General features: G+C 70.1%; 13 protein-coding genes and 1 pseudogene. 5 read left to right on the top strand and 9 right to left on the bottom strand.

The genetic code is table 11. The features are described from left to right. Positions 1-62: 62 nt before the first annotated feature. Entirely contained in the window at positions 63-584 is a 522-nt protein-coding gene (locus tag V5E28_RS36450) for a snapalysin family zinc-dependent metalloprotease (protein ID WP_336213868.1), read from the top strand. Positions 585-642: 58 nt separating this feature from the next. Here V5E28_RS36450 and V5E28_RS49740 read toward each other — a convergent pair. The 3 genes and pseudogenes from V5E28_RS49740 to V5E28_RS36440 form a co-directional block, all read right to left on the bottom strand. Then, a pseudogene (locus V5E28_RS49740) lies at positions 643-804 on the bottom strand (DUF3471 domain-containing protein); the annotation flags it as partial. Between the two features lie 37 nt (positions 805-841). Then, positions 842-1,699, bottom strand: a complete 858-nt coding sequence (locus tag V5E28_RS36445; RefSeq protein WP_336213866.1) for a hypothetical protein — start codon at positions 1,697-1,699, stop codon at positions 842-844. A 10-nt stretch (positions 1,700-1,709) separates the two neighbouring features. Continuing rightward, complete coding sequence (locus V5E28_RS36440; RefSeq protein WP_336213865.1) at positions 1,710-3,353, bottom strand: hypothetical protein; 1,644 nt, start codon at positions 3,351-3,353, stop codon at positions 1,710-1,712. Between the two features lie 166 nt (positions 3,354-3,519). On the opposite strand from V5E28_RS36440, the gene V5E28_RS36435 reads away from it, so the two are divergent. Continuing rightward, the gene (locus tag V5E28_RS36435) at positions 3,520-4,332 is read left to right on the top strand and encodes a helix-turn-helix transcriptional regulator (RefSeq protein WP_336213863.1); all 813 of its coding nucleotides are present in this window, start codon (positions 3,520-3,522) and stop codon (positions 4,330-4,332) included. Between the two features lie 103 nt (positions 4,333-4,435). Here V5E28_RS36435 and V5E28_RS36430 read toward each other — a convergent pair whose 3' ends face one another. Then, positions 4,436-4,885 (bottom strand): ATP-binding protein, encoded by a 450-nt coding sequence (locus tag V5E28_RS36430; RefSeq protein WP_336213861.1) that lies wholly within the window; start codon positions 4,883-4,885, stop codon positions 4,436-4,438. A gap of 268 nt (positions 4,886-5,153) precedes the next feature. Between V5E28_RS36430 and V5E28_RS36425 the strand changes: the two genes are divergently transcribed. Beyond that, positions 5,154-5,510 (top strand): STAS domain-containing protein, encoded by a 357-nt coding sequence (locus V5E28_RS36425; RefSeq protein WP_336213860.1) that lies wholly within the window; start codon positions 5,154-5,156, stop codon positions 5,508-5,510. Here V5E28_RS36425 and V5E28_RS36420 read toward each other — a convergent pair whose 3' ends face one another. Next, positions 5,511-6,200 (bottom strand): class I SAM-dependent methyltransferase, encoded by a 690-nt coding sequence (locus V5E28_RS36420; RefSeq protein WP_336213858.1) that lies wholly within the window; start codon positions 6,198-6,200, stop codon positions 5,511-5,513. It abuts the gene before it with no gap. A gap of 157 nt (positions 6,201-6,357) precedes the next feature. Between V5E28_RS36420 and V5E28_RS36415 the strand changes: the two genes are divergently transcribed. Both V5E28_RS36415 and V5E28_RS36410 read left to right on the top strand, forming a co-directional pair. Beyond that, complete coding sequence (locus V5E28_RS36415; RefSeq protein ID WP_336213857.1) at positions 6,358-6,753, top strand: peptidase inhibitor family I36 protein; 396 nt, start codon at positions 6,358-6,360, stop codon at positions 6,751-6,753. 109 nt (positions 6,754-6,862) lie between these two features. After that, positions 6,863-7,390, top strand: a complete 528-nt coding sequence (locus V5E28_RS36410) for a lytic polysaccharide monooxygenase (RefSeq protein WP_336213855.1) — start codon at positions 6,863-6,865, stop codon at positions 7,388-7,390. On the opposite strand, the gene pip is transcribed toward V5E28_RS36410, so the two are convergent. From pip to V5E28_RS36390, 4 genes are all read right to left on the bottom strand, one after another. Beyond that, entirely contained in the window at positions 7,383-8,339 is a 957-nt protein-coding gene (gene pip / locus V5E28_RS36405; RefSeq protein ID WP_336213853.1) for a prolyl aminopeptidase, read from the bottom strand. The two genes, V5E28_RS36410 and pip, sit on opposite strands and share 8 nt — an antisense overlap. A 71-nt stretch (positions 8,340-8,410) precedes the next feature. Next, positions 8,411-10,120, bottom strand: coding sequence for an ABC transporter family substrate-binding protein (locus tag V5E28_RS36400; protein WP_336213851.1), 1,710 nt, complete (start codon positions 10,118-10,120; stop codon positions 8,411-8,413). Then, positions 10,117-12,186, bottom strand: coding sequence for an ABC transporter ATP-binding protein (locus V5E28_RS36395; RefSeq protein WP_336213849.1), 2,070 nt, complete (start codon positions 12,184-12,186; stop codon positions 10,117-10,119). Before V5E28_RS36395 ends, V5E28_RS36400 begins: the two co-directional genes overlap by 4 nt. Beyond that, positions 12,183-13,022, bottom strand: coding sequence for an ABC transporter permease (locus tag V5E28_RS36390; RefSeq protein WP_336213847.1), 840 nt, complete (start codon positions 13,020-13,022; stop codon positions 12,183-12,185). Before V5E28_RS36390 ends, V5E28_RS36395 begins: the two co-directional genes overlap by 4 nt.

Raw genomic sequence — 13,022 nt, 5'->3', positions numbered from 1 at the left:
GCTCTCCGGGGCGAGAAGCCGCGCATACCGTGGCAGCACCCCCACTCCCGGAGGATCCCCCCATGCCACGATTCCTTCGTCTCGCGGTCAGTCTCGCCCTCACCCTCTCCTTCCTCCTCATCAGCTCCCCCGCCCAGGCCGTATCCCTGGTCAGGGTGCTCCGGTACGACGCCACCAGGGCGGCGGAGTTCCGGGCCACGGTGGACCAGGCCGCACAGCTCTGGAACGCCAGTGTCAGCAACGTCAGGCTCGTGCCGGGCACACCCGCCGACTTCGTCGTGTACGCCGACAACGGCTGGCCGCGGGCGCAGCCCACCAGCCTGGGCCGCGGGAGGATCTGGATGGGCAGGCAGGCCACCTCCCAGGGTTACAGCCCGCTGCGCATCGCCACCCACGAGATCGGCCACATCCTCGGCCTGCCCGACCGGCGCACCGGCCGCTGCTCGGACCTGATGTCGGGCTCCAGCGCCGGGGTGAGCTGCACCAACCCGAACCCCAGCGCGGCCGAGCGGGCCGAGGTCGACCGCTACTTCGCCGGCAGCACGCCGCTGGTGGAGTTCGGCGTCGTCCACGTGGACCGCTGACCGATCGCCTCCCGGGCGGCCCGCGAGGACGGGTCGCCCGGTTCACGCCCGCGTAGTGGCGCAGCGGAAAGCGCCGATCCTCGGGCCCGAGCCGCATCACCAGCTCATCCCCGTCCACGGTGACGGTGAGCGGCCCGTAGTGAGCGTTGGCGTAGGTCCCCGTGTAGGCCGCGACCGGCTTGGCGGGCGCCGCGCCGGGCGGTGCCTTCCCCGCCTCCACGTCACTTTCCGCAGCTCAGGCGGGCCGTACCGGCGGGTCAGGTGTCCACGCAGGCGGCCTGGCCGACGAGTTGCCAGATGTCGGTCGTGCCGTCGTGATCCTCCGACGCGGTGACGAAGGCGGACCGGCTCGAGCCGACCTCAAGCTGGCGGATGCCCAGCTGGCTGCGCGCGCCGTCGGTCTCCATCGTGCCGGCCACGCCGATCACCCGCTTGCCTTGCGGGCAGACCGGCTCAACGGTCTTGTACGGCGTGGAGTCGGGCAGGCCGCCCGTGCGGACCCAGTCGAGCCCGGGGGGCGGGAAGGCGCAGAGCAGGTGGAGGTGGATCCACCAATCCAGGTCGTAGCCGGTCTGGTCCTCGCTCGCGGACATGAACGCCCGGCTCCGGATGCCGTACGCGGGCCTGCCCTCGTACACGCTGAGCCAGGACAGCCACGCCTGCGAGGGCGCGCTGTCGATCTCCCAGCCGACGCTCAGGATCTCCTTGCCGTCAGGGCATCCGGTGCTCAGCGTCTTCACGGGTTTGGAGTCGTAGGGGCTTCTCACTGTGACCTTCTCCAGGCCGGGGAGCGGATCGGCGCAGATCGCCGTGGCGAAGGCCATCCAGTTGGCCGTGGTCCCGTTCTCGTCCTCCCAGCCACCGGCCTCGACGTGGCGAAGAGTGTCGGACACCTTGATCCCGTTGAGGACCAGGTGCGGATTGACCGCGCTGAGTCCGCCGCCCGCGCCGATGACGACCTTGCCGAAGGGGCAGTCGGCGCGCGCGCTCTTGGTCTGGGCGGAGTCGATGGTGCTGTAGCCGACGACCCGCTCGAGTCCGGGTATGCCGGCGGTGGCGGCGTGCACGGGCTGCGCCCACAGCGCGGCCAGGACGAGCGCGAGGACGAGTCGCATCGTTCCCCCTTCAGGTGGAGATCAACCGGTGGGTGCCGTCGGGGCGGCGTTCGTAGACGTCCATCGCCGTGTCGGTGTCGCCGGTGCCGGGGATCGCCTCGGTGGTCATGAAGCGCACCCGGGAGGCGTCCGCCGACGCGCCGAGGAAGTACGCGCCGCCCGCGGCGGGCGACTGGCCGGTGCTGATGAGGCGCGCCGGCGAGCCGGCGCTTCGCTCGTAGACGTCGGTGGACAGGTCGGTGTCCCCGGTGCCGGGGATCGCCTCGTCGGTGCGGAACCACACCGTGCGGCCGTTGGCCGACCTCGCCAGGTACTTCGCGTCCAGGTTCGCGGCCCCTGCCGAGACCAGGCCGGTCGTGCCCGCCCTCAGCTCGTAGACGTCGTCGGCCGTGTCGGTGTCGCCGGTGCCCGCGATCGGCTCGTGGGTGCGGAACCAGACCGTGCGGCCGTCGGTGGCCCGGAACTCGGCGGGCAGGCCGGCCACCCCGGCCGAGGCCAGGCGGACCGCTCCGCCCGCCATCTCGTACACGTCCATGACCAGGTCGGAGTCCCCCGTCCCGGGGATCGGCTCCACGGTCTCGAACCAGACCCGGGAGCCGTCGGCGGCCGCGGCCGCGAAGCCCGCGGGGACGTTCAGCGTGCCGGGGGTGATCAGGCGCACGGCGCCGGCCCGCCGCTCGTAGAGGTCGAGCGCGCTGTCGGTGTCCCCGGTGCCGGGGATCGCCTCCGTGGTCGCGAACCAGACGATCTGGCCGTTGGCCGAGGCGCCGGTGAAGGCCGCGCTGGTGTTCGCCGTGCCGGCCGAGATCAACCGCAGGGCGCCCGCCGCGTCCCGCTCGTAGACGTCGAGCGCGGTGTCGGCGTCGCCGGTGCCGGGCAGCGGCTCGAGGGTCCGGAACCACACCCGCGTGCCGTCGGCCGAGGCGCGCACGATGGACGCGTCCACGTTCGCGCCGCCGGTGGAGATCAGCCGTACGGTCCCGCCCGACCGCTCGTAGACGTCCAGGGCCTGGTCGGTGTCGCCGGTGCCGGGCATCGCCTCGACCGTGCGGAACCAGACCCGTGACCCGTCGGCCGAGGCGGCGGTGTAGGTCGCGGGCTCACCGGCCACTCCCCCTCGGGAGACCAGGCTGATCCCGCTGCCGGCCGCCCACTCGTACACGTCCGACGCCTGGTCGAAGTCGCCGGTGCCGGGGATCGCCTCGACGGTCGAGAACCACAGGCGCCTGCCGTCGGCGGCGAGGTTCAGGAACCGCGCGTCGTCGTTGGTCCCGCCCGTGGTGGTCAGGCGCAGGGCGCCGCCGACCGTCCGCTCGTAGATGTCGCGCGCGGTGTCGGTGTCGCCGGTGCCGGGGATCGCCTCCGTGGTCGAGAACCACACCGATCCGCCGGCGCCGAGGGCGCGATGGAAGTCCGCGTCGAGGTTGGCCCCGCCGGTGGAGATCAGCCGCAGGCTCTGGTCGGCGGCGCGCTCGTAGACGTCGCGCGCCGTGTCGGTGTCCGGCGTGCCGGGGATCGCCTCCGTGGTCGAGAACCACACCAGCAGGCCGTCGGCCGAGGCGCCGTCGAAGACCGCGGGAATGTTCGCCGCCGCGGCGGCCGGGCTCGCCACCAGGCTCGCGGCCAGGAGGACGGCCACCATCACCTGTCTCATCGTGCGCTCCTCGATCACGCGGCGCGGCCGGCCTTCAGGCCGGCGCCCTTCGTCGCGCTCACCAGGATCGAACTCCGGTCCCACCAGTCGAAATACGCAAAAGTACGTAGACGCCCTGCGCAAAAGTCCCTGGAGCGGAACGTTCACCGCTCGGACACTCGCGCACATGGGCCTCACCTCACAGGACTACGAACGCATGCTGGACCTCGCCGTGGCACTCCTGGACAGCACCGAGCCGGAGCTGGAGTGGCCGCGCCTGACCGCCGAGCTGAACGACGCCCTCCACGGCGCCCTGTGCCTGTTCCTGGACAATGTGCAACTGCTGCGCGGAGCCGGGGACGTGCAGGCCTGGGCGCCCGACTGGCCCGGCGAGCTCCCCCTCACCACGCTGCTGCGCGCGAACATGGGCGCGCATCCGCTGGCCGTCCACTACACCCGCGACGAGCACGACCGCGCCCCGCACGCCATCACCGACGTGACCACCGAGTCGAGCTGGCGCCGCACGCCGACCTACGACACGATGCGCTCGCTCATGGGCGTCGACGAGCAGATCGCGCTGCCGCTGGCGGCCCCGCCGGGCACCATCCGCTCGTTCCTCATCTGCCGCCCGCTCGGCGAGCGGGTCACCGAGCGCGACCAGGCCTATGCCGCCCGGGTCCAGCCGCTGCTGGTCACCGCCGAGAAGCATCTGCGTCACCTGCGCCGATGGCGGGAGTCGGGCGGACCGGCGCCGGCGGAGCGGGCGGCGGACCTCGGTGTCACCCCTCGCGAGACGGCCGTCGTGTCCCTCCTGGCCAAGGGCCTGACCGCAGTCGCGATCGGACGGCGGCTCGGCATCTCCCCCCGGACGGTGCACAAGCACCAGGAGAACCTCTATCGCAAACTCGGGGCGGCGGACCGCGTCACGGCGATCCTGCGTGCCCAGGCGGCCGGCCTGCTGCCGCAGCACCGCGCCCGTGACGCTGCCGCCGAGGGCTGAAGCGGGCGGCGTCTCGCTGGACCCGGTCGCGATCGTCGCCCAAATCGCGTTCAACACGGCCGTCTTGGCCGTGGCGTCCCTGTCCGGACCGGCCTGAGCCGGGTCAGCTCACCGCTTCGGAGGAGCTGTCGCTCGGCTCGAACGGGCTCAGCACCGACGCCGCCGGGGGCCGGAAGCGCATGTGCATGCGCAGGCGGGTGCGGCCGTCGGGGTGATCGAGGGTGAGCTCGTCGCACACGCAGCGGATGACCCACAGCCCGAAGCCGTGCGAGGAGGTCACGTCGACGTGCGCGGTGGCCAGGTGCTCGGGCATCAGGGTGCCCGCCAGGTCGACGATCTCCACGGTGACGCCGCTGTCGTCGCTGGTGGCGGTCACCGTCCCGGCGGCGCCGGCGTGGTCGAGGACGTTGGTGATCGCCTCGTTGACGGCCAGCGTCAGGTTCTCCAGACGGCCACCGGACAGGCCGGCATGCTGGGCGTACAGGCGTATCAGGCCCCGGATCAGTCCCAGATCGTAGGTGATGGGGCAGCGCAGCTCGAACTGTCCGCTCATGTGGTCACCTACCGGATACGGGGGCATTGCGCGCGTAAAGCATGTTCCCTCGGGCAGAAGATGAAACGACCCGAACTCGAGGCGAGCCGGGGCGCGGCTGACGAGCACGCGGTGCGACCACCGGTGCCGGCGCGGAAGGCGACGGCCGGAACCATCTCCTCCGCCTCGATGGTGCCACGTCGATGACGAACTCGGTCGTTAGATGCCAGATTTGCCACGATTTCGGCCTTGGCGCCTGGCGTACACACCCCCCGACCCCCGGAGCGCGATGACCTTCGAACGCAACGGACAAGCCCAGATCATGCACATCCTCCACCCCCTCGGCCTGCGCGTGACAGGCGAGATCGACCGGAGCAACCGGCGGGTCCTGGCTCGCGCGCTACGGTGGGCGACCCGGATCGACGACCAGGACATCCGGCTCGACCTCGGCGGGCTGAGCTTCATCGACGCGGCGGGACTGCGCCTGATCCTGGCCACCGCCGCCGGCCTGCGCCCCGGCCGCGAACTGATCCTGGACCCGGCGCCGCCCGCCGTACGAGAGCTGCTCGCGCGGCTCGGCTGGGGCCTCACCGCCGGCCAGCGCCTGTACGTTCCGCAGGCGTCACGGCAGGATCCGGCCCAGTGATCACTCCTTGCGTCCGTACACGAACGCTCCCCTCTTGGTGACCGTGATCGGCGTCCGGACCCGGGCGGCGGCCGCTGCCGCGGCGTGCGGCGGGACGTAGCGGGCGATCAGGTAGTCGCGGACCGCCGGCTCGTCGGGCAAGGTGATCAGCGGCGCGTCCCACCGCTCGACCTCGACCCGGCCGAAGACCCGCGCCAGGAGCTCCGGCGCGTCCTCGGCGTCGAAGGTCGACCGCTCCGGCCGCCAGACCCCGGCCAGCTCCGGGGAGTCGAGGCGGCTCGGTGAGGCGGCGACGAACATCCCGCCCGGCGCCAGCACGCGATGCGCCTCGGCGATGGCGGCGACCGGGTCGTCGAGGTGGTAGAGCATGTTCACCGCCACGGCCGCGTCGAAGACCCCGTCCGCGAACGGCAGCGCGGCCGCCTCCGCGCGCACCACCGGGCGCGGGTGCCGGCCCGTCATCGCCGCAGCGGCGTCCAGCCCCACGACGCGCGTCGAGCCGGCGGGCAGCGCCGCGCTCAGGGCTCCCTCGCCGCATCCGATGTCGAGGACCAGCGCCGCTCCCGCGCCGGTCAGCGCGTCGGCGACATGCCGGTGCTGGCCGCGCTCCCCCGTCAGGTAGCGCGCGGTGACGGTGGAGGCGAGCCGGAACCGCTCCGGGTCGGTGTCGTAGTCGCGAGGGATGGCCATGGGTCCATCGTGCCCGCCCGGCCACCGGCATGGCGCCGAGGCCCGGCAGAACCCGCAGGCGCTTACCCCTTCCGTCAGAAAGATCAAGCCATGTATGTTCGACTCGTCATCGAAGGAAAGTTTCACCCATGGAGGAATGGTGGGCAAGAAGCTTCACGTGCTGGCATTACCGATCGCGGCCATCGCCCTGGCCACCCTGACGAGCGTTCCCGCCCATGCGGCCGATGGCTACGACCGATGCCAGGAGGGCAACTACTGCATGTTCTCCGGTCTCGACGGCACCGGCGACATCATCCAGATCCAGAGCGACACGCCTGATCTCGCCGCGCTGAACATGGCCGACAGGTCCAAGTCCGACTGGAACCGCACGGACTCCTACATCCACCTCTACTCCGAGGCCGGCTACGACGGCTGCTCGGCGGTGACCACCCCGCGCGCCAAGGGCAACTTCTTCTCCACCTTCCGCGACTTCTTCGACTCCGTCCGCATCGGCGGCCCGAACGGCCCGTCCTGCTTCACCATCGCGGGCTCGCGCAGCAACTCGCACGGCTGAAACTTTCACCGGACCAGGCACCACGACCGATCTGACCACGCGGACGCCTTTCCGCTGCTCGCCCCGCACTTCGGCCCCGGCAGGCCATGGCGGGGCGAGCGCTTGACTCATGCCGTCAGTTGTTTCCACCGAGGCTGTCAGATACCGTCGCCGCCAAGCGGGAGCGCTCCCTTCACCCCGGAACCTCAACCGGAAATCGCACCATGCCACACGGCCACGCCCGACGCCGGACACTGCGCGCCCTGATCCTCCTGCTGTCCGCGACGATGCTCTACGCCATCCCCATGACCGGCACCGCCTCCGCGCACGTTACCGCTCCATGGACACGCCCGGCGCGTGGACGACGACGAACCTCGGCAACACCTTCGACATCCGCCTGAACGACCAGGCCGGCCACGGCGCCGACTACATCAGGGTCTACATCACCCACCAGGGCTACGACGCCACGACCACGCCCCTGGGCTGGAACCACCTGGAGCTGGTCCGCGAGACCGCCGGGTACGCCCCCGCCCAGACGTATCCGGTCAACGGTCTCAGCAGCTCGGGCCGCACCGGCCGCCACGTCGTCTACACCATCTGGAAGGCCTCGCACATGGACCAGACGTACTACTTCTGCAGCGACGTCACCTTCACGTGAGTCCTGGCGCGAAGCCGTCCAGGGCGGCGAAGATCTCCTTGCGCATGGTCTGGCTGCCGGTGTGCCCCGAGTCGTCCACCACGACGAGGCGCGCGTCGGGCCAGGCCTGCGCCAGTTGCCAGGCGGTCTCCAGCGGCCCGCCGAGGTCGAAGCGGCCGTGGATGAGCACGCCGGGGATGCCGGCCAGCCTGTGGGCGTTCCGCAGCAGGACCCCCTCCTCCAGCCAGGCGGCGTTGGAGAAGTAGTGGGAGCAGATGCGGACGAAGGCCAGCAGGGCGGCGGGCGGCCGGTCGCTGTAGGCGTTCGGCTTGCCGTTGACCTCCAGAGAGATCACCGCGTCCTCCCAGGCGGTCCAGTCGTGAGCGGCCTTGGCGCGCACGTCCGGGTCGGGGTCGGACATCAGCCGGGAGTAGGCGGCCAGCAGGTCGCCGTCGCGCTCGGCCTCGGGCACGCCCTCGCGGAAGCGCTGCCACTGCTCAGGGAAGAAGCGGCCGACACCCCGGTAGAGCCAGTCGATCTCGGAGCGGCGGGTCATGGTGACGGCCACGATGACCATTTCCGACACCCGCTCGGGGTACGCCTCGGCGTAGGCGAGCATCAGCGTGGAGCCCCACGACCCGCCGTACAGCAGCCATGTGTCGACCCCGAGGTGCTCGCGCAGCCGCTCCATGTCGGCGACCAGGTGGTGGGTGGTGTTGGTGGACAGGTCGGCGGCCGGGTCGGCGGCGTGCGGCAGGCTGCGGCCGCAGTTGCGCTGGTCGAACAGGATGATGCGGTAGCGCTCCGGGTCGAAGGTGCGGCGCTGGTTGACGCTGCAGCCCGAACCGGGGCCGCCGTGCACGACGAGCGCGGGCTTGCCGTCGGGGTTGCCGCAGACCTCCCAGTAGACGAGATGGCCGTCGCCGGTATCCAGGTGCCCATGATCATAAGGCTCAACAGGGGGATGCATCGTTCCAAAATACCGGTTCCCAACAGCACGAACCCCGGCCGGAGACCGGCCGGGGTCGTCACGCGCGAAGATCAGCCGGTGAAGCCGACCTGGCTGTAGTCCCTCCACTTGTAGCCGAAGGCGCCCCAGTTGGCGAGCGTCTTCTTGGTGGCCTGGATGTCAGGACGCTGGTACAGCGGGATGGTGTGCACCATGTCCCAGATGAGCTTGTCCGCGGCGTTGGCCTTCTCGAAGGCCTTGGCCGGGTCCATCTCGCTCACGGCCTCCTCGATGGCGGCGTCCACGGCGGGGTCGCTGGCCTTGGGGAAGTTGCTCTCGGAGCCGCTCTTGTAGATCTGGGGCAGGCTGCCGATCGGGAGCGGCGTGCCGATCCAGGAGAACGGCACCAGGTCGAAGTCGCCCTTGATGATGAAGTCGGTGAAGAACTTGTCATCGGGGACCGGGCGGATCGTGATCTTGATCCCGGCCTCCTTGAGCATGGCCTGGGTGAGTTCGCCCTCGGTCTTGGCGTACGGCACGCCCGCGGGGACGACGAAGCTCAGCGAGAACTCCTTGCCGTCCTTCTTGCGGTACTCGCCCTCCTGCTTCCAGCCGGCCGCGTCGAGCAGCTGCTTGGCCTTCTCGACGTTGTACTTGCCGAGGTCGCCGGAGTTGTCGACGTAGCCCTTGTGGTTGTTCATGAAGACGTGGTTGCCCAGCGTCTGCAGCGGCCAGTCCATGTCCTTGAGGTCGGACTGGGTGATCACGTCACGGTTGATCGCGTACTGGACGGCCTGGCGGACCGACTTGTCCTTCAGGAACTCCGACTGGTTGTTGACGGTGATGTGCCGCCAGTTCGGGCTGAGCGACTTGCGGATGTCCACGTTCGGGACTTCCTTGGCCCGCTTGAGGTCGGCCGGGCTGCCCGGCGGGATCTCCACGGCGTCGAGCTCGCCGTTGGCGAAGGCGTTCACCTGGGCGGCGGGCGTCTCGATCGTGCGGAAGATGATCTTGTCGAGCTTGGCCTTCTTGCCCCACCACTTGTCGTCACGGACGACGGTGAGCGTCTTGGTGCCCTCGTCGATGCTCTCGACCTTGAAGGGACCGGCGGTGACCGGGATCTTCTGCAGGTAGTCCTTGTCGTACGCCTCGGGCGTCTCCATGTGCTTGGCCGGGTGGAGGAACGGCGACCGGGAGAACTGGCCCTGCCACTCCGGGTACGGCTTGGCGTAGGTCACGATGGCGACCTTGTCCGAGTCGCCCTTGGTGACCGACTCGATCCGGTCCCAGCCGTCGGTGGAGGCCGGCTTGAACTTCTTGTTCTTGCCGTTGCTGGCCTTCCAGGCGGCCTCGAGGTCCTTCCAGGTGATCGGCGTGCCGTCCGACCACACGGCCTTGTCGTTCAGCGTGTAGGTGACGACCTGCTTGTCCCCGGACGTCTCGTTCTTGACGTCGGTCAGGAAGTCCGGGTTCGCCGTGAAGTTGGCCTCCTCGTCGGCCACCATCAGCTGCGGCATGATCGTGTCCATCATGTCCGCGGTGTCGGCCTGGTTGCCGTCGACGTGGTTGGTGTTCCACTGGCTGGGCCACTGACCGACCGCCAGGGTCAGCGTGCCGCCGTCCTTGACCTGCTCGTAGGCGGCGGGGGCGATGCTGATGGCCGGGGTCTCCGCCATCTGCTGCTGAGCCTGCTGCGACTGCTCGGCATTGGGCTTCTGGGCGTCTCCGCCACCACCGCCACAGGCCGCGACGGCCATGGCGAGGACCGAGATTCCCGCCGCTGCCCGATAACGAACCTTCACTTTTCCTCCTGATCTTCCGAGGCCGTGATGACCTCGATCTCCTCCGCGTAATGGCAGGCGACGCCGTGATCCGTGGCGTTCGCGTGCCGAGCAACCAGCGGTTCTTCGTCCACACAGCGCCGCTGCTCCGCCTGGCTGAGGCGCGCGAACTTGGGGCAACGGGTGCGGAACCGGCAGCCCGATGGCGGGTCGGCCGGGCTGGGCAGGTCGCCTTCGAGCAGGATCCGCTTACGGGTGCGTTCCATCTCGGGGTCTGGCAGCGGGATCGCTGACAGCAGCGCCTGCGTGTAGGGGTGCGCCGGACGGTCGTAGACGTTCTCGACGGTGCCGATCTCGGCGATCCTGCCGAGGTACATGACCGCGACCCGGTCGGCGAGGTGCCGGACCACGGCGAGGTCGTGCGCCACGAACAGGTACGACAGTCCCAGCGTGTTCTTCAGCTTCTCCAGCAGGTTGATGACGCCGGCCTGGATGGAGACGTCGAGCGCGGAGACCGGCTCGTCGAGCACCAGCACCTTCGGGTCGAGCGCGAGCGCGCGGGCGATGCCGATGCGCTGGCGCTGGCCGCCGGAGAAGTGCTGCGGATAGCGCGAGGCGTGCTCGCGGGAGAGCCCGACCAGCTCCAGCAGCTCGGCGACCCGCTCGGTCACGTTCTTGCGCCCGTGGGCGCGCAGCGGCTCGGCGACGATGTCGCCGACCGGCATGCGCGGGTCGAGCGCGGCCATCGGGTCCTGGAAGACGATCTGCAGCTCGCTCCGGAGCGCCTTGTGCGTGGCCTTGTCCAGCTTGGCGCTGTCCTTGCCGAGCACGACGACGCGGCCGCGCTGCGGGGCGCTGAGCTGCATGATCTGCTGCAGCGTGGTCGTCTTGCCGCAGCCGGACTCGCCGACCAGCGCCAGCGTCTCGCCTTCGGCGATGTCGAAGCTGATGCCGTCGACCGCGTGCACGGTGCCGACGCGCCGCTTGAAGACCGCGCCCTTCATCAGGGGGTAGTGCCTGATGACGTCGTCGAGTTCGAGCACCGTCGCACGCTGGTCACGCGGGATCCGCACCACCTCGCTCGGCGGGATGACGGGGACCGGGAAGACGTCGGTGCCGGTCAGGTTCTTGTGCTCGATCTCGCGCGAGCGGATGCAGGCCACGTGCCGCCCGCCGCCGATCGGGACCAGCGGCGGCTCCTCGTCGTCGCACGCGTCGACCTTCATCGGGCAGCGCGGCGCGAACGGGCAGCCCGGCGGCAGCTCGACCGGGGAGGGCGGGTTGCCCTCGATGGGGACCAGCGGCCCCTCCTCGCCGTCGATCCGGGGGATCGACGCCAGCAGACCCATCGTGTACGGCATCCGCGGCCGGTAGTAGATGTCGTCCACCGGCCCCTGCTCGACCGGACGGCCCGCGTACATGACGAGCACCCGGTCGGCCATGCCCGCGATGACGCCCAGGTCGTGGGTGATCATCACGATGCCGGCGCCCGTCTCCCGCTGCGCGGTCTTGAGCACCTCGAGCACCTGCGCCTGGATGGTCACGTCGAGCGCGGTGGTCGGCTCGTCGCAGATCAGCAGGTCGGGGTCGTTGGCGATGGCCATCGCGATCATCGCGCGCTGCCGCATGCCGCCGGAGAACTCGTGCGGGAAGGACTTGGCCCGCACGTCCGGATGCGGGATGCCGACCAGGTCGAGCAGCTCCACGGCGCGCTTGGCGGCCTTGTCCTTGGCCATCTTCTGGTGGACGCGGACGGCCTCGGCGATCTGGTCGCCGATGGTGTAGACGGGGGTGAACGCCGACAACGGGTCCTGGAAGATCATGCTGATCGACTTGCCGCGGACCTTGGTCAGCCGGGACTCGTCCACGCCGAGCAGTTCCTGGCCGTGCAGCTTGACCGAGCCGCTGACCACGGCGTTCGGCGAGAGCAGGCCCATGATGGCGAGCGACGTCACGGACTTGCCCGAGCCTGACTCGCCGACGATGCCGAGCACCTCGCCGCGCGAGACCTCGTAGCTCACGCCGCGCACGGCCTCGATGCGGCCGGGGAAGGTGACGTTGAGGTCGCGGACCTCCAAGATGCTCATGTGTTGCTCCCCGGGTCGAGTGCGTCACGCAGGCCGTCGCCGATCAGGTTGATGCTCAGCACCAGGACCACCAGCAGGCCGGCGGGGAACGCGAACAGCCACGGGTAGCCGGTGGCGTTGCGGGCGCCTTCGGCGATCAGCGTGCCGAGCGAGACGTCGGGCGCCTGGATGCCGAATCCGAAGAACGACAGAGCCGCCTCGCCGATGACCGCGCCGCTGACGTTGAGCGTCGCGTCGATGATCAGCAGGGACGACAGGTTCGGCACGATGTGACGAAAAATGATCTTCCAGCGGGGGATGCCCATGTAGACCGCGGCGAGGACGTACTCCCGCTCGCGCAGCGAGAGCGTCATGCTGCGGACCACCCTGGAGGTGATCATCCAGGCGAAGGCCGCGAGCAGTACCACGAACCAGATCCAGGAGGCGCCCCTCAGCCTCGGCGAGATGATCGCGATGATGAGGAAGCTGGGCAGGACGAGCAGCAGGTCCACGCCCCACATGAGCAGCTTGTCGACCCAGCCGCCGAAATATCCGGCGAACGCGCCGACCAGTGCGGCGAGGCCGGTGGAGATGACCGCGACCAGCAGCCCGATGATGATCGACTTCTGCATGCCGCGCAGCGTGACCGCGAACATGTCCTGGCCGATCGTGGTGGTCCCCCACCAGTGGTCGGCGGACGGGGGCGACAGGAAGGCCAGGAAGTCCTTGTCGGTCCAGTCGTGGGCGCCGACGTAGGGGCCGACGTAGGCCAGCGCCACCAGCAGGAGCAGGGCGATGGAGCCGTAACGGGCCTGCTTGTTGCGGATCAGCCGCGCGAAGACAACCTTGGAACGCAA

It is taken from the genome of Nonomuraea sp. LPB2021202275-12-8 (assembly GCF_037044575.1).
Taxonomy (GTDB): domain Bacteria; phylum Actinomycetota; class Actinomycetes; order Streptosporangiales; family Streptosporangiaceae; genus Nonomuraea.
The sequence above is the reverse complement of the archived record's forward strand: the minus strand, read 5'-3'. Positions and strand labels throughout refer to the sequence as shown.